At 69.4% G+C, this 16,768-nt stretch carries 14 protein-coding genes; 6 read left to right on the plus strand and 8 right to left on the minus strand.

Going from position 1 to position 16,768, the window contains the following annotated elements; all coding sequences use genetic code 11:
• Nucleotides 1-12: 12 nt before the first annotated feature.
• Nucleotides 13-162 (plus strand): entericidin A/B family lipoprotein, encoded by a 150-nt coding sequence (locus AC6CH2_RS20545; RefSeq protein WP_498270836.1) that lies wholly within the window; start codon nucleotides 13-15, stop codon nucleotides 160-162.
• A 385-nt stretch (nucleotides 163-547) separates the two neighbouring features.
• Entirely contained in the window at nucleotides 548-748 is a 201-nt protein-coding gene (locus AC6CH2_RS20550) for a CsbD family protein (RefSeq protein WP_435396962.1), read from the plus strand.
• 251 nt (nucleotides 749-999) lie between these two features.
• On the opposite strand, the gene AC6CH2_RS20555 is transcribed toward AC6CH2_RS20550, so the two are convergent.
• Nucleotides 1,000-1,842: a hypothetical protein gene (locus AC6CH2_RS20555; RefSeq protein WP_498270837.1), complete on the minus strand. Its 843-nt coding sequence runs from the start codon at nucleotides 1,840-1,842 to the stop codon at nucleotides 1,000-1,002.
• 211 nt (nucleotides 1,843-2,053) lie between these two features.
• Here AC6CH2_RS20555 and AC6CH2_RS20560 point away from each other — a divergent pair, with 211 nt between their 5' ends.
• From AC6CH2_RS20560 to AC6CH2_RS20575, 4 genes are all read left to right on the plus strand, one after another.
• Nucleotides 2,054-3,385, plus strand: coding sequence for a tryptophan--tRNA ligase (locus tag AC6CH2_RS20560; protein ID WP_498270838.1), 1,332 nt, complete (start codon nucleotides 2,054-2,056; stop codon nucleotides 3,383-3,385).
• The gene (locus tag AC6CH2_RS20565; RefSeq protein ID WP_498270839.1) at nucleotides 3,382-3,705 is read left to right on the plus strand and encodes a hypothetical protein; all 324 of its coding nucleotides are present in this window, start codon (nucleotides 3,382-3,384) and stop codon (nucleotides 3,703-3,705) included. Before AC6CH2_RS20560 ends, AC6CH2_RS20565 begins: the two co-directional genes overlap by 4 nt.
• A gap of 130 nt (nucleotides 3,706-3,835) precedes the next feature.
• Complete coding sequence (locus tag AC6CH2_RS20570; RefSeq protein ID WP_498270840.1) at nucleotides 3,836-4,768, plus strand: MBL fold metallo-hydrolase; 933 nt, start codon at nucleotides 3,836-3,838, stop codon at nucleotides 4,766-4,768.
• 134 nt (nucleotides 4,769-4,902) lie between these two features.
• Complete coding sequence (locus AC6CH2_RS20575) at nucleotides 4,903-6,009, plus strand: GGDEF domain-containing protein (RefSeq protein WP_498270841.1); 1,107 nt, start codon at nucleotides 4,903-4,905, stop codon at nucleotides 6,007-6,009.
• A gap of 6 nt (nucleotides 6,010-6,015) precedes the next feature.
• Here the strand turns inward: AC6CH2_RS20575 and AC6CH2_RS20580 are convergent, their stop codons facing one another.
• From AC6CH2_RS20580 to AC6CH2_RS20610, 7 genes are all read right to left on the minus strand, one after another.
• Nucleotides 6,016-6,399, minus strand: a complete 384-nt coding sequence (locus AC6CH2_RS20580; protein WP_498270842.1) for a VOC family protein — start codon at nucleotides 6,397-6,399, stop codon at nucleotides 6,016-6,018.
• Nucleotides 6,400-6,541: 142 nt separating this feature from the next.
• Complete coding sequence (locus tag AC6CH2_RS20585) at nucleotides 6,542-7,474, minus strand: hypothetical protein (protein WP_498270843.1); 933 nt, start codon at nucleotides 7,472-7,474, stop codon at nucleotides 6,542-6,544.
• Between the two features lie 100 nt (nucleotides 7,475-7,574).
• Nucleotides 7,575-8,381, minus strand: a complete 807-nt coding sequence (locus AC6CH2_RS20590; protein WP_498270844.1) for a M23 family metallopeptidase — start codon at nucleotides 8,379-8,381, stop codon at nucleotides 7,575-7,577.
• 434 nt (nucleotides 8,382-8,815) lie between these two features.
• Nucleotides 8,816-10,189: a dihydrolipoamide acetyltransferase family protein gene (locus AC6CH2_RS20595; RefSeq protein ID WP_498270845.1), complete on the minus strand. Its 1,374-nt coding sequence runs from the start codon at nucleotides 10,187-10,189 to the stop codon at nucleotides 8,816-8,818.
• Between the two features lie 124 nt (nucleotides 10,190-10,313).
• Complete coding sequence (locus AC6CH2_RS20600) at nucleotides 10,314-11,345, minus strand: alpha-ketoacid dehydrogenase subunit beta (protein WP_435394468.1); 1,032 nt, start codon at nucleotides 11,343-11,345, stop codon at nucleotides 10,314-10,316.
• Nucleotides 11,342-12,415, minus strand: a complete 1,074-nt coding sequence (pdhA, locus tag AC6CH2_RS20605) for a pyruvate dehydrogenase (acetyl-transferring) E1 component subunit alpha (protein ID WP_435394467.1) — start codon at nucleotides 12,413-12,415, stop codon at nucleotides 11,342-11,344. The genes AC6CH2_RS20600 and pdhA overlap by 4 nt, the downstream gene beginning before the upstream one ends.
• Before the next feature lie 707 nt (nucleotides 12,416-13,122).
• The gene (locus AC6CH2_RS20610; protein ID WP_498270846.1) at nucleotides 13,123-16,686 is read right to left on the minus strand and encodes a Calx-beta domain-containing protein; all 3,564 of its coding nucleotides are present in this window, start codon (nucleotides 16,684-16,686) and stop codon (nucleotides 13,123-13,125) included.
• Nucleotides 16,687-16,768: the final 82 nt, after the last annotated feature.

Consider the following 16,768-nt stretch of genomic DNA (forward strand, 5'->3'; position numbering starts at 1 on the left):
CAAGGAGTTCTTATGAAGCGTTTGACTGCCCTGTTGCTGCTGGCCCTGTTCTCGATGGGCACCCTGACCGCTTGCAACACCGTGGCCGGTGCCGGCAAGGACGTTCAGAAGGCCGGCGAAAAGGTCGAGCAGACGGCCGAAGACGTCCGCGACGGCAACTAAGCCGTTACGGTCCGCCGAATCTGCGAAAAGGCCGGAGCGATCCGGCCTTTTCTGCGTCTGGGCGTTGGCTGTCCTACGAAGGCAGAGCGGCGCATGCATCCCCGCGGCGCGCCGATCATCGCGCTGGATCGCCGTTCTGCACAGTTGTGGCCGAAGCGCGAACCCGCGCACAAAAACGCAATGAAGCATTCATGCGCGTTCACCGAAATCAAGCCGCAGCTAACGCAATCGTGACCCGGCCGGAACGTCGTCGTTGCGAAACTGTCTCGGCGATACGGCAAGCCAACGACGCGCTGGACAGTCATCTCGAACGACTACTTCCGAATGACTGCACCGCATGCGCGTCGCGCCGGATCCGACTTCCCCCAACGAAGGAGTGTCATCGATGAACAAAGACATCATTGCCGGCAAGTGGACCCAGATCAAGGGCAAGGCCCAGGCCAAGTGGGGCGATCTGACCGACGACGTATTCGATGTCGCCGAAGGCAATTCGGAATACCTCGCAGGCAAGTTGCAGGAACGCTACGGTTGGGAACGCGACCGCGCCGAGAAGGAAGTGAGGGAGTTCGGCAAGACGCTGAACTGAGCGAAGCCCTGATGCTGTCCTGATGCGCTCGCGGATCGGCTCTCCAACGATCCAGGCAGGCGTGAACGAAACAGGCTAGAACGAAGCGAGCTTGAACCGGGTGCCGCCGTCGCGCGAGAAAACGCGCAAGACGCGCTCGGGGACAGAAGGGGAAGCGGGCCGGATTCGTCCGGCCCGTTTTTCGTTGCGCCACGTATCGCCTGGCCGAGCGGTCGCAGCATCGCGGCGCTGGGTCTTTTACGGCTCGCGCGTCACCAACCGCGCGGCGGCGGGTCGGCGACGAAGCCGTTCGGGAACGCGCGCGGCTCGTTATCGCGATACGGCGCGCGATAGCGCGGCACGATGCCGCGTGCGACCAGATTGCGGTAATCGTCGTAGCGGAACTGGATGACCTGGGCCGGCGAACGCGACGCGCGGACGAAGTCGGTCTGCGAGACCGGCGACCACTCCCGCGCGCCATGACCGGTGCCGATGGACTGCGCCGCGGTACTGTCGGCGGCGGCTTCGCGCGCTTTGCCTGCACTGGCGGCCGGCGCGGCCGCGCCGTTGGAGGCGCGGCGCTCGGCCTCGGCCATGCCCTGGCCGCGGCCGTACGGCGGCGACGCCGGGTAGGGATAGGGATACGGACGCGGCGGTTCGCGATACACCGGACGTTCCTCGAACACCGCCACGCCGATCACGCCGACGTTGTCGGGGCGTCCGGTGCGCGCGGCGTAACTGTCGGGCAGATCGGTGAAGACGAACTGGGCGACATCGTCGAGCGATTTGCGCCAGCCGTTGATCTCGGTCGATTGCCAGGCATCGAGCACGTAGCCGGCCTGCGAGGGGCTGGCGGTCTGGCCGCTGACCGCATTGACGCCGTCGACCGACAATACGACCAGCACTCGTTGGCCGGTGGTATTGGTCAGGCGCACCGAATAGCGGTGTCCGGGCGTGCCGGCGATCCACTGCTGGCCGCGGTGCGGATAGGTCGGCAGCCAATCGCCGCTGTCGCGGTCGATCACCGCGAGGTCGACCAACGGGCGGCCGAAGGCCGGGGTGCAGGCGGTGGCGGTCAACACGGCACCGGCGAGCAGGGCGAAGGTGCGGAACATGGCGGTGTCTCCTGGGTGGTCGAGCATGCAAACGCACCTGTTCCCGGAACGGGGTTGCGGCGGCCCGGTCTGGTCGGCCGCGGCGCTCAGCCGGCGCTCAGCCGCCGGCCCGGGATGCCCGCCCCTGCTGCGCGCTTGAGGCCCCGCGGACGAGGCGGAGGCCGCCGGGCAGCGGGTACACTGGCCGGCCACGTTCCACCCACGATCCGCAATGACCCAGACCCGCATCCTGACCGGCATCACCACCTCCGGCACCCCGCATCTCGGCAACTACGTCGGCGCGATCCGCCCGGCGATCGCCGCGAGCCTGGCCCCGGACGTGGAAAGCTTCTATTTCCTCGCCGACCTGCACGCCTTGATCAAGGTGCAGGAGCCCGAGCGCGTGCAGCGCTCGACCCTGGAGATCGCGGCGGCATGGCTGGCCTGCGGGCTCGATCCGTCCAAGGTCTGGTTTTATCGCCAGAGCGAGATCGTCGAGATTCCGGAACTGTCCTGGTTTCTGACCTGCGTCGCCGGCAAGGGCATGCTCAACCGCGCCCACGCCTACAAGGCCGCGGTCGACAAGAACCGCGCCGAAGGCGAGGACGACGATGCCGCGATCACCGCCGGCCTTTTCATGTACCCGGTGCTGATGTCGGCCGACATCCTGGCGTTCAACGCCAACCAGGTGCCGGTCGGCCGCGACCAGATCCAGCACATCGAGATGGCGCGCGACGTCGGCCAGCGTTTCAACCATCTCTACGGCGAGCATTTCGTCCTGCCCGAGGCATTGATCGAGGAAAGCGTGGCGACCTTGCCGGGCCTGGACGGCCGCAAGATGAGCAAGAGCTACGACAACACCATTCCCTTGTTCGCGCCGCGCGACACGCTGAAGAAACTGATCTATTCGATCGTCACCGACTCGCGCGCGCCGGGCGAACCGAAGGACACCGAGGGCTCGGCCCTGTTCCAGATCTACCAGGCTTTCGCCAGCGTCGAGGAAACGCAGGCGATGCGCCGCGCCTTCGCCGAGGGCATCGGCTGGGGCGAGGCCAAGCAAGCCCTGTTCGAACGCATCGACGGCGAGGTCGCGCCGTTGCGCGAGAAGTACGAGACGCTGATGGCGCGCCCGCAGGACATCGAAGCGATCCTGGTCGACGGCGCCCGCCGCGTGCGCGCGCAGCACGTCAGCCCGCGCATGAAGGCGCTGCGCGAAGCGGTCGGCCTGCGCGATCTGTCGCAGGCCTCGGTCAAGGCGGCGGCCAAGGCCGAGAGCAAGGCGAGCCTGCCGGTGTTCAAGCAGTACCGCGAAGCCGACGGACAGTTCTATTTCAAGCTCGCCGACGGCGACGAGGTGCTGCTGCAAAGTCGCGGCTTCGCTTCGCCGAAAGAGGCCGGGCAGCTGATCGCCGCGCTCAAGGCCGGCAAGAGCGACGTCGCGGCTTTGCTCGCCGCGGCCGATGCCGTCGACGACGCCCGCCGCGAGGCCGTGGCCGCGGCGCTTAGCGCGATCGTGCAAGCCGAAGCCGAGGCGCAGGCGGCGAAGGACAGCGCGACGTCGTGAGCCGGTTCGTCGAACTCAACCTGGCGCTGATCCTGTTCCTGCCCTGGTTCGCGATTCTCGGCGCGCTGTTCTGGCTGTACCCGCGGCAGCCGCGCAACGCCGCGCGGCGTTTGTTCGATGCGGTGTCCCTGGCCGCGTCGGTATGCGCCTTCGTGCTGGCGATCCGCTGGGCGCACCGCTATGCCGGCGACGCCTATGGCGCGATGTGGCCGCAGATCTTCGCGACCTCGCTCGGCTACGGGGTGTTCCTGGCGACCTTGGCCATCGCCGGCGTGGTGCGCTGGCGATGGCTGCGTCGCTGGACCGACATGCTCGATTGAGCGGGCGATAGGCGGCCGGCGAAACCTCGCGCTCGACGACCGCGAACGGGCCGGCGCCTGCGACCAAAGCCGCATGTCGCCGCGGCGACCAGCGCATAGACTGGGGCGGTCTCCGCCGCGCAGCGCCGTCATGAGCGAATCCCTGGGCATCGTCACCATCGACACCGGTTTTCAGCGGCCGATCTTCGATGCCGCGTATCTGGTGGTCGACAGCGGCCGCGGCGCGTTCATCGACTGCGGCACCCAGCATTCGATCCCTGCGCTGCTCGCGGCGCTGCCGCCGCAAGGCCTGACCCCGGCCGACGTCGACTGGCTGATCCTGACCCACGTCCATCTCGATCACGCCGGCGGCGCCGGTGCGCTGATGCGGCAGTTGCCGAATGCGCGGCTGGTGGTGCATCCGCGCGGCGCGCCGCACATGATCGATCCGGCGCGCCTGGTCGCCGGCGCCACCGCGGTCTACGGCGAGGCGGAAATGGCCCGCAGCTACGGCGAGATCGCGCCGGTGGCGGCCGAACGCGTGGTGATCGCCCGCGACGGCCACATCGTCGAGCTGGGCGGACGGCCCTTGTTGTGCGTCGACACGCCCGGGCATGCGCGCCATCACCTGTGCGTGTGGGACGCGCGCAGCCGCAGTTGGTTCACCGGCGACACCTTCGGTCTGTCGTATCGCGAGTTCGATTCGGCGCGCGGTCCCTTCGTCATTCCGACCAGCTCGCCGGTGCAGTTCGAACCCGAGCCGCTCAAGGCCTCGATCCGCCTGCTGCTGGCCAGCGATCCCGAGGCGATGTACCTGACCCATTACGGCCGCGTCGGCGACGTGCAGCGGCTCGGCGCCGAGCTGATCGAGCAGATCGATGCGATGGTGCGGATCGGCCGCGACGCGCAGGCCGCCGGGGGCGATCGCCATGCGCGCATGAAGGCCGCGCTCGAGGCGCTGTACACCGAGCGCGCGCGGGCCCACGGCAGCCCGCTCAGCGAGGCGCAAGTCCATGCCAGTCTGGCGGTCGACATCGAGCTCAACGCCCAGGGCCTGGGCGTGTGGCTGGATCGCCAAGGTTAGCGGGCGTCTCGGCGATGGCGGCGACGGGCTGAACCGCAGATGCCGGAAAACGTGAGTCCGATCGGGCCGTTCACGGGCGTTGAATCGGCGCTGGGGTAGCGTCCAGGGCTGGAAAACTACGCCCCGACCTGCCGATGTCCGTCGTGCCGTTGCGCCCGCAACCGATGCCGACCGAGCCCGGAGACGAATCCGGCCGTCAACTCGCGCTCGCCGGCTACGGCCTGCTCGACAGCGTGCCCGAGAGCGCTTACGACGACCTGGTCCGGCTCGCGGCGACCCTATGCCAGACGCCGGCCGCGGCGATCGCCCTCGTCGACAACGGTCGGGTCTGGTTCAAGGCGCGGGTCGGGCTGAAGGCGGCGGAGCGGCCGCGCTCGGACTCGATCTGCCACCGCCTGATCGCCAATGCGCTGCCGGACCAGGTGCTCGTGGTCGAGGACCTCGCCGACGATCCGCGCTTCGCCGGGCTCGGCCTGAAACTCGACGAGCGCCCGCTGCGCTTCTATGCGGGCGCGCCGCTGCTGAGCCCCGACGGTTACGCGCTCGGCACCTTGTGCGTGATGGACGCCGTGCCGCGCGAATTGCGCAACGCGCAGCGCGAAGGCCTGGCGGCGATCGCGCGCCAGGTCCAGCATCTGTTCGAACTGCGCCGCTATGCGATCGAGCAACGTCGGCTGTTGTCCGAACGCGAGGCCTTCGCCCAACAGCTCGAACAGGCCCAGGCCGACCTGCAACGGCGCCACGACCTGCTCCAGCACAGCGCCAGCCACGACCCGCTGACCGGCCTGCTCAACCGCACCGCGCTGGCGCAGTTGCTCGGCAGCGAAGACTCGATGGACCGCCTGCGCCGCGCCGCCTACACCTTGATGTTGATCGACGTCGACCACTTCAAGATGGTCAACGACCGGCACGGCCATCTGCTGGGCGACCGCGCCCTGCGCGCGGTGGCCGACGCGGTCGCCGGCTCGATCCGCGAAGGCGATGTCGCGGTGCGTTTCGGCGGCGAGGAGTTCCTGGTGGTGCTGCCGGGCACGCACCTGGCGACGGCGGCGGAAGTCGGCGAACGCATCCGCCAGCGCATCGCGCGTTCGTCGCTGCCGTTTCCGTTGACCGTGTCGATCGGCGTCGCCGGCGGCGAGCCCGAGCGCGACCGCCCCGAGCAGGTGTTCGACCGCGCCGACCAGGCGCTGTACCGGGCCAAGGCCAGCGGTCGCGACCGGCTCGTCGTCGACGACAGCTGAGCGCCGTCAGTCCCAGACGTTCGGCGGCGCACCGCGTTCGGGATGTTTCATGCGCACGATGCAGAAGCGGTGGCCGGTCGGCGCTTCCATCACCCACCAGCGCTTGACGAAGGCCACCCGCCTGGCGCCGAGCGCTTCCAGGCGTGCGGCTTCGGCGTCGAGGTCGTCGCTCTCGATGTCCAGGTGCACGCGCGAGGGATGGGCGACTTTCTGCACTTCGATCTGCAGGGCGGCGGGACCGTCGGCGAGCGAGGCGTATTCGGCGTCGCCGTCGTCGTAGGTTTCGCTGCGGGCCAGGCCGAGCGCACCGCTCCAGAAATTCGCGGCGGCGTCGAGGTCGCCGGTTTCGCAATCGATGATGAATCCGGCCAGGCGGCTGCGATGGGCCATGGCAATGCTCCGTGGGAAGGACCGCGGTGCAGATTGCCGCGCCGAGCGCGGACGGGAAAGTGCCGGCCCGGCGATGCGGCGCGGTACTCGTCACATCGCCGTATCGCCACGCCGCGTTGGCGCAGCGTTCCGGCATCGCGATTCAGTGCAGCGGCAAACTCCGGCCCGTAGCGTCGGCGCGGGCGAGCGCGTCGCGGTACAGCGCGTACTCGTCTCGATCGAGGGCGAAGTTCTGCAGGGCGAACGCCGCCGCGCGGCGCAGGTCGGCGTCGGCTCCGGCGTCGCCGGCAATGTCGAGCAAGGCGATCTTGAGGCGTTCGGAACGCGCGCCGGAGGCTTCGATGCCGGCGATCGCGGCGCGGCGCACGGCGAGGTCCGGATCGAGCAGGGCCGGTTCGAGGATCGCGGCGCCGTCGCCTTGTTTGTCCCAGCGCGCCGACTGCAGTACGGCGCTGGCGCGCACCTCGGCGTCGGCGTGGCCGCGCAGCGCGGCGAGGCGTTCCAGCAGCGGCGCGGCGTCTTCGCTCGCGACGACCGCCGGCGCGAGCATGTCGATGCTTTCCTTCAACAGCACTGGATCGCGCTCCTCGCGCAGCTGACGGGCCAAGGTGTCGCGCACTTCGGCGCGGTCGAGCGGAAACGCCTTGAGCAGGGCCAGGCCGTTGCGCCGCATCTGCGGGTCGGGGTTGCCGGCGAGTTGCCGGCCGAACTGCAGCACTTCCTCGTTGGCCACGCCCTGGAGAATCGCGAGCAGGGCGCCGCGCCGGTCGAGATCGGTCTCGAAGCTGTAGCGGCGCAGCAGTTCGCGCAAATGGCCCGGGTCCTGCGCGGCGCGGCGGACGTCGCGGTCGAGGTCCTCGGCGCCGCGCCCGCGCGGGCCGCCGCCGGCCAGGGCGTCGGCCAGGGCCGAGTGCTGCGTCCGGGACGGCGTGCCCGCCGAGGCGGGCACGGCCGTGGCGTGCTCGCCTCGGTGGGGCGCCGCAGGCGCCATCCACGAGCGGGTGATCGCCGCGCCGAGCAGGCCGCCGATCAAGGCGGAGCTCAGCAACGCGAGGCCTAGCCGGGCGTGGCTCATGGTTGCGAAGGCTCGGCGTAGGTCATCGGCGTCCTCGATGCGGTGCCGACGGGGCGGCGGCGGTCCCGCCGCCGCCCCGTCGGGTTTGTTTACCGGGTCATCAACAATCCGGAGCGACGCGGCCGTCGGAACCGGTGTAGGTGTAGGCATCCGGAATATAACGGTTGCTGCCGACGGCGCCGATGTTGTTCCACAGATTGCTGGTGCCGTAGGTGCCGCTGACCGATTCGCCGGTCTTCTGGCAACGGATGGTCACGCTGGCGCCGTTGGCGAGCGAGCCGACGATGCTGTAGGCGGTGCCCGGGCCCGAGCGCACGTTGAGCGGCGAGCCGCTGGTCCTGACCGTGCCGGTGGCGCCGCCGGCGCTGCAGCTGTTGCGGCTCTTGTAGGCCACTTCGTACTGGTCGTAGACGATGGTCGCGCCGTTCCAGACGATCTTCTGGTCGTCGCCGTTGAGGCGCTGTTCGTAGTGCAGGTGGGCGGAGATGCTGTTGCCGGGGCGGGTGGTCTTGCCGAGCGTGCCGATCTTCTGCCCCTGCGACACGCGGGCGCCGTTGCCGACCGAGATGGCGTTGAGATGGGCGTAATAAGTCTGCCAGCCGCCGCCGTGATCGATCACCACCAGGCGGCCGTAGCCGGTGCCGGGGTGCGGGTCGTAGGTGCGCGCGGTGCCGGCGGCCGAGGCGACCACGGTCGAGCCGAGGTCGGCGTCGCTGAGCGGGCGCGGCTTGTGATTGAGATCGACGGCATAGCGCAGGCCGTGGCCGGGGTAGGTGTCGCCGTACCAGGTCTGGCCGCAGGGGAAGGGCATCTGGAAGGCCGGCCGGGCGGCGTGGGCGGCCGGCGCGATCAGGCCGAAGGCCGCGACTGAAATGCACGACAGGACCGTGCGCAGGAAACGCTTCATGCTGGAACCTCTCGACTGACGATGAGGGCGAAGGGCCGGCCGCGGCGCCGGCAGGCGCCCGATGCCGGGATTGCGGGCCGACGCTAGCGCGATTCCTGGATAATTGATTTAGGGAATTATTTATTCCTAAACGCAATCGTAGCGGCGAGCGTGATGCCCATCGCGATTGCGGAATGCCGGTTTGGCCGAGCCCGGGAAGACGGCGGGCAGGCAGCAGCGACCGCGCCGTGGCGTCGCGGGAAAAGTCGGGGTTGAGTTCAGCGGACCCGAGCGGGTCAGGCGAGTGTTTCGCTCGCCGCATCGGCGAGGGCATTCGGGAGCGCGGCCGGCGAAGCAAGTCCGCGCGCGGCGCGCTGTCGGCACCGCGGAGGGCCGAAGGGTTTAGACATCCGAACCGCTCCCGCGCGATGCGGGAGCGGTGTCTTTCGGCTGGATCAGTTCGGACGCGCGAGGTCGTCGATCATCGCCTTGAGGAAGCGCGCGGCTTCGCCCCCGGTGCAAGCGCGGTGATCGAAGGTCAGCGACAGCGGAATCACCTTGTGCGATTCGAAGCCGCCCATCACCGGGGTCATCTGGTGGCGGCCCTTGCCGGCGGCGACGATCGCCACCGTCGGCGGCACCACCACCGGCGTGGCGTAACGGCCTGCGAACATGCCGAAGTTCGACAGCGAGATCGTGTAGCCGCTGAGTTCCGAGGCCGGAATGCTGCGGTCTTCGACCTGCGAGCGCAGACGGTTGATCGCCTCGCGCACGCCGCGCGAATCGAGCACGTCGGCATTGCGCAGCGCCGGCACGAACAGGCCGTCGTCGGTATCGACGGCGATGCCGATGTCGACCTGCGGATGCAGGGTGCGGGTGAGCTTGTCGCCGTCGAACCAGGCGTTGAGCGCGGGCACGGTCTTGCAGGCGACGACGATCGCGCGCACCAGGCGGCCGGTGATGTCGTTGCCGGGCTGCCAGGCGTTGATGTCGGCGTCGTCGGCGAGCGTCGTGGGCACGACCTTGCTGTGCGCGTCGGCCATCACGCGGGCCATGTTGCGGCGCACGCCCTTGAGTTGCTCCGGCTGGCCGGTCGCGGCGACGCCCGGCGGCTGGGTGCGCATCGGCCGGCCCGAAGCCGACAGGGTGCTGCGTGCCGGTGCGGCGGCCGGCGCCGGCGCCGCGGCCGGCGCGGGAGCGCGGTCGGCCGTGCGCTGCACCGGCGCTGCGCCGGCCTGGGCGGTGCCGTCGGCGGCGGCGCGCTTGACGTCGTCCATGGTGACCACGCCGTCGGCGCCGGTGGCGCGGACCCGGCCCAGGTCGACGCCGAGCTTGCGCGCGAGTGCGCGTACCGCCGGCATCGCCTTGACTCCGCCGACCGCGACCGCCTGTTCGCTGCGCACCGCGTCGGAGGACTGCATCGCACCGACGACGGTGCCGCTGTCGGCGCGTTCGGCGCCGCCGGCGGCTTCGGCAGGCTTGGCCGCGGGTTCGGCGGATACCGCAGGCGCCTGCGGCGCCGGCGCATGGCCGCCGCCGTGGTGGTGGCCGGTGTCCTGGCCGTCGGCGCGCTGCGGCAGGTTCGGGTCGATCTCGAACTCGGCCAGCATGGTGCCGGTGACGATCACATCGCCTGCGGCGCCGGCGAGCTTGAGCACCTTGCCCGACACGGGCGAGGGCACTTCGACCACGGCCTTGGCGGTTTCCATCGACACCAGGGTGTCGTCGAGACGGACGGTGTCGCCGACCTTGACCGACCATTCGACGATGGTCGCGTCGGGCAGGCCTTCGCCGAGGTCGGGGAGCAGGAAGGTCTTGGTATCGCTCATGACTCGTTCTCTGAGAGGGTGATGAACGAAGGCGCGCGCTCGGCCTTCGTCTTGCATGCTGCGCATCGCCGGTCGGCGACCGGCCGATGCGTTGGCGGTAGTCCGTCGGTTCGAAGCGCGCGCGTCAGCCGTTGGCCATCGCGCGCTTGGCCGCGGCGACGATCTTGTCGACGCTCGGCAGGTACTTCATTTCCAGGCGGAACAGCGGGATGTGGGTGTCGTAGCCGGTGACGCGTTCGACCGGCGCGAGCAGGTCGTACATCGACTCCTCGGCCAGGCGCGCGGCGATTTCGGCGCCGAAACCGGCGGTCTTGGGCGCCTCGTGCACGATCACGCAGCGGCCGGTCTTGCCGACCGATTCGGCGATGGTGGCGAAGTCCAGCGGCTTGAGCGTGGCGACGTCGATGACTTCGGCGCTGATGCCTTCGCCGGCGAGCTTGTCGGCCGCCTCCAGCGCTTCCTTGACCTGCGCGCCCCAGGTCACCAGGGTGATGTCGGTGCCGTCGCGCAGCACGTAGCACACGTCCAGCGGCAGGGCTTCGCCGTCGTCGGCGACGACTTCCTTGTACTGGCGGTAGATGCGCTTGGGCTCGTAGAAGATCACCGGGTCCGGATCGCGGATTGCAGCGAGCAGCAAGCCGTAGGCGCGTGCCGGCGACGAGGGCAGCACCACGCGCAGGCCCGGCACGTTGGTGAACAGCGCTTCGTTGGCTTCGCTGTGGTGCTCCGGCGCGCGGATGCCGCCGCCCCACGGCACGCGCAGCACCATCGGGCAGGTCAGGCGGCCGCGGGTGCGGTGACGGAAGCGCGCGGCGTGGCAGATGATGTGGTCGAGCATCGGATAGACGAAACCGTCGAACTGCGCTTCGGCGACCGGCTTCATGCCCTGCGCGGCCAGGCCGACGGTGAGCCCGGCGATGGTGGTTTCGTCGAGCGGCGTATCCAGCACGCGTTCCGGGCCGAACACCTGCTGCAGGCCGGCGGTGGCGCGGAACACGCCGCCGTTGACGCCGACGTCTTCGCCGAGCACCAGCACGCTGTCGTCGTGGCGCATCTCATAGGCGAGCGCCTGAGTGATCGCTTCGATCAGGGTGATCGCGGCGGGCGTGGCGACCGGCTGGGCGGTATCGACGGTGGTCTTGGTGGCGACGTTCATCGGCGGCCCTCCAGAGCGAGCACGGCGGCGCGTTGGGCGAGCAAATCCGCCGGCATGTCGGCGTAGAGGTAATCGAACATGGCTTCGACCGGTTGCACCGGAGTTTCCAGATAAGCGTTGATCTCGACGTCGACCTTCTTGCCGCATTCCTCGGCCCAGGCCTTCTCGAGTTCTTCGTTCCACACGCCCTGCGCGGTCAGGTAGGCGCGCAGGCGCGGCATCGGGTCGCGCGTCCAGGCGTCCTTGACCTCGGCCTCGTCGCGGTAGCGGCGCGCGTCGTCGGCGGTGGTGTGGTCGTGCAGGCGATAGGTCATGAACTCGATCACGCTGCCGCCCTGGCCGCTGCGGGCGAGTTCGGCGGCGCGGCGCATGCCTTCGAGCACCGCGATCAGGTCGTTGCCGTCGACCTGCAGGCAGTGCAGGCCGCCGGCCAGGCCCTTCTGAGCCAGGGTCTTGGCGCCGGTCTGGGCCGAGCGTGGCACCGAGATCGCCCAGCCGTTGTTGATCACGCACAGGATCAACGGCAATTGATAAGCGCCGGCCGAATTGAGCGCGGCGTAGAAGTCGGTCTTCGACGAACCGCCGTCGCCGCAGCAGGCGACCGCGAGGTTGTTCTCCTTGCGCAGCTTGAACGCGAGCGCGGCGCCGGCGGCGTGCAGGCACTGGGTCGAGATCGGTACCGACCAGGCGAAGTCCTTGCGCGGACCGGCGAAGTCGTTGCCGCGCTCGTCGCCGCCCCAGTACATCAGCACTTCACGCGGCTGCACGCCGCGCATGAACTGCGCGCCGTACTCGCGGTAGCTCGGTGCGAACACGTCGTCGGGACGCATCGAGGCGCCGATGCCGACATGGGTGGCTTCGTGGCCGAGGCAGGCGGCGTAGGTGCCGAGCTTGCCGGTGCGCTGCAGGGCGATGGCCTTGGTGTCGAACGTGCGCACGAACAGCATTTGCTTGAACAGCGGCAGCAGCGTGTTGGCGTCCTTGAACGCGGCCGGAATCTCGGCGACGGGTCGACCGTCTGCGCCGAGGTATTGGAGGTATTCGATTTCGAACGTCGCGGCGACGGTCATCGGGGGAAGGTCCTCACAGAAAAGGGATGAGGTCCGAATCATTCCGGTCCCGGATCCAGTGCCGGGCGCGCTGGTCAGCTTCAGACTGGCTGGGTCCGGATTCTCCGTGCGAACGAGGGGATTCCGGGCCGGGCTAAAGCCGCGGCGCCCGGCGGGCCGGGCGCTGCGTCATGGCGCGGATGATACCGAAACGCTTGTTAAGCGCCGTTGCGCGCTGCGACATGCAATGCGAGGCGAAACCGGCTAGGCGTCGCACTCGCGGTGTGCGGCGCGCGGGCCAGGCGTGCGGCTCGCCGTCGCGGTTCGCGCGGCCGGCCGGCGTGTTTTCCGTTGTCGGCTGCGCACTTGCGTGCTGGTTCATGCTCGCGGCCGGGCGTTCGGCGAAGCGCCGGACGCGCAGTTTCCAGCGAGTTGCGCAAACGCAACATCGGCCGGGAGCCGACGCATGCCGCGATGGCGTTCACGGGTTTGTGCGCCGGCCGGCGCACGAGACGGCGCAGTACGGAGTGTCCGGCGCGCGCGCAGCGGTTTGCGCAGAAGCCCATTCCGGCAAAGCTGTCGGGCTCGCGCGCGCCTGCGCATGGCGTGTTTGCGATCGACCCAGGCGCAACGCGCACTCGAACGCCGGGCAAAAAAAAACGCGGCCGAAGCCGCGCTTTGGTTCTAACGGTCGAATCGCGCCGGGCGGCGTGGCGCCGCCCGCGAACTTACCACCACCACGGTCCGGCGAGCTGGACGTGGTGCAGGGCGAAGTCGTTAAACGGATTCGGATCTTCCACCGCCGATGCGGCGAAGCCGAGCAGGGTCAGGCTGCGATCCCACAGGCGCGGACGCGGTGCGACGACGACGAAGTCGAAACGCTGTTCGCTGCGCGCCGCCAGGCGGGCGCCCTCGCAGGTCGCTTCGAAGCCGTTGCCGTGCGCGGCGACGGTGCAGGTCCAGCCGGTCGGCGCGGCGATCGAGACATTGCCCGCCGGCGCATCGCCGTACAGGTTCAGGCTCGGCAGCACCGCGACGTCGCCGCCGCGGTTGCGCACGGTGACGGCGAACTGCCCGCTCTGGCCGCCACGCAGGGCGCGCGGACCGTCGACGTCGATGGCCAGGTCGGCGCGTGCGGTGACTTCGATGCTGACGCTGGCGCCGTCGTTGCCCGGCACCGGGTCCAGCGACTGCGACTGGGCGGCGACCGCCAGGGTGGTGGTCTTGCCGATCATCGCTTCGCTGGCGACGGCCGAGAGCGCGAACGTCGCGGCTTCGCCGTTGGCCATGCTGGTGCGGTTACAGGCGACGCTGGTCGAACCGTCGGCGACGGCCGGGGCATCGCAGCTCCAGCCGGCCGGGGCGACGACGCTCAAGGCCGGCAGTTCGGCGTTGATGGCGAAGCCGATGCCCGGGTAGTCGGCCTGTTCCGGACCGGCGTTGTTCAGCGAGGCGCTGAAGTTCACCGGCTGGCCGACGCGCACCGAGGCGGTCGAGGTCGACGCGGTCACCGCGAGATCCGCGCGGCGGCGGAAGTCGATGTAGGTGATGACCGGGTCGTGGTCGGACAGGCGCGACGGCGAATCGCCGAGGCTGCGGTTGATCTCCGGGAAGTCGGCGTTGATGCGCGCGTGATCCAGCTCGAGGCCGGTCGCCGCGGCGATCAGGGCCTGGTTGGCCAGGACCTGGTCGATGGTCTGCGCATTGCCGCCGAAGGTGTAGGAGTAACGCTGGTCCGGCGTGGCCAGTTCGCCGAGGTTGCTCAGGTTCGGCTCGACCAGGTCGGCGCCGTCGCCGGGCACCGCAGTCTGATCGTCCGGCGTCGGCGTGCCGGCGACGGTGTTGATCACGTCGACGAGGCCGTCGTTGAACTCGAACGCGTTGAAGTCGCCGAGGGTGACGATGCGTTCGCCCGGATTGGACAGCTGGCGCTGCTGGATGAACTCGGCGAGGAACACCGCCTGGGCCTGGCGCTTCATGCGCACGCGGTGGCCGGCATCGGTGTCGAGTTCGCTGTCGATCAGCGAGCGCTGGTGGACCAGGATCACGGTGATCGGGAAGCTGCGCCCGTCGCCGTTGTGCACCACCGCTTCGAGCACCAGCGGCGGACGGTCGTTGAGCAGGGCAGTGTTGCCGTCCGGCTGGGTCCAGGTCGCGGTCTTGCCGGCCTGGGTCACCGACAGCACTTCGACCCGGGCGGTGCCGGGGGCGATGTCGGCGGTCTTGATCAGGTAGCCGACATCGATGCCGCCGATGTCGTTGCCTTCCAGCAGGTAAGCCACGTACTTCGGATCGGCGAGGCCGGCGGTCACCGCGTCGGCGTTGACACGCGCGGCGATGTCCTGGGCGGCGGCGATGTTCTCCACCTCGACCAGGCCGAGGATGTCCGGACGCTGCAGGTAGGCGATGCCGAGCGAGATCTTGTTGAGACGGCGCGCATACGCGTCCGGCGTCAGCACCGGCTCGCCGATCGCCGGGTCGTTGGCGGCGTCGAAGAAGCGCTCGACGTTATAGGCCGCGACCGTGAACTCGCTCATCGCCGGCACGCGCGCCGCGGTCGGCTGGCGGTCCTGGGTGATGGTGGTGAGCGTGTTCGGATCGCGCAGGATGGTGTAACGGCGGAAACCGTAGTCGAGCGGACCGGTCAGGTCGGTCAGCACGGTGCCGCTGGACAGGTTGAACGCGCTGCCGCCGATCGCGTCGCTGTCGACGGTGATCAGTTCCGGATTGAAGTCCCAACGCGGGATCGGCGGAATGCTGCCGCCGCCCGGAGCGTTGTCGGGTGCCTGGATGCCCGGTTCGCGGAACGGACGCGCCACGCCGGTGACCACGACGTTGAAGATGCCGTTGCTGCTGCCGGTGGCGTTGGCTTCGTTCTTCGAGCCCTGGGTCGGCGATACCACGGTCGCGCTCGGGATGGTCACGCGCATGCCTTCCAGACGCTCGAGCTGGTCGAGGCCGCCGGACGGATCCGGGAAGGTCGGGCTCAGTGCGATCGGGGCGGGCAGGGTGTTCGGGCCGATCACCGGCGGCGCGGAGATCAACACTACCTGCGGGGCATTGCCGAGCTCGGTGAGCGGGGCCTGGCCGGGATCCGCGCCGGGCACGAACTCGATCACGCTGGCGTTGACGCGCACGGTGTTGCCGACGGCGGCGACGGCCGGCGGCGCGCTGCCGACGAACACGAACACGCCTTCGGAGGTGGCCGGATCGGCGTCGACCTGGCTGTCCGGCGTCTGCAGGAAGAAGCCGTTGCTCTTGCGGCCGGTGACGATGCCGCTGGTGTACACGCGCTGGCCGAGCAGCGGCGACTGCGCGCCATTGCCCTGGATGGCGTGGATCGGCGTCAGCTCGACTTCGTCGGTGACGATGGTCGCGAGCGCCTCGGCATCGCCGAGGTTGGCGCCGACCGGCGCACTGAGGCGGACGAAGAAGGTCTCGTCGTTCTCGTTGACGGTGTCGTCGATCACGTTGACGACGATCGTCGCCGAGCTCGCGCCCTGCGGAATCGTCAACGTGCCGGAGAGGGCCTCGTAATCGCTGCCGGCCACTGCGGTGCCGTCGGCGGTGGCATAGGACACGCTGACGCCGTTCGGGCCTGCCGCTTCCGACAGGCTCACGGTGAAGGCGAAGCCGGGCGCCGATTCCATCTGGCTGACGTCGGCGATGCCGACCACCGGCAGGTTGGCGCCTGCGCAGGAGAACGCGACGCTGGCGCGGTTGCGCGGCGCCGGTGCGGCGGTGTCGAAGTCGGCACCGTTGACGTTGCTGTCGGTGCAGCCCTTACCGGCGCGCACGGCGGCGAGGACGGCGCTGATCGTCGCGGTCGGCTGGCTGCCTTCGGCGCAGTTGGACGCGCTGCCGTAGCCGACGAAGTCGACGCTGCCGAGCGGGCAGCTGCCGCTCAATGCGGTGTTGTGGTTGACCAGCGCGACCTTGCCGGCGCCGGCCGCCATCGGGATCGTGCCGACCGTATCGGGCGCCGGCAGATCGATCGAGCCGCCGCTGCCGTCGGCCTGCTTGACCAGATAGTAGGCGCCGGGCGCAAGGCTGCCGCTGAGCGCGGTGCGCTGCCAGGTGGTGCCCGCGCTGGATGCGTACTGCACGCTCCAGCCGCTCAGATCGACAGCGGTGCTGCCGTTGTTGTGCAATTCGATGAAATCGCTTTTCAGCGTGGCGCCGGAATTGCCGCCGCCGCCGTAGACCTGGCTGATGACCACCTGTGCCTGCGCCGACCCGGCCGCCGCAAAGGCCAATACCGCCGCCAGCAGGCGGCCCCCGAACTTATCCATGTTGATCCCCATGTGAACGCCTGGATCCCCCCGGAAGCAGACGGAGGGGATTGTGCCTCAATGCTCACTTTTTGGCGTTGCA

Source organism: Lysobacter sp. GQ73 (genome assembly GCF_059758755.1).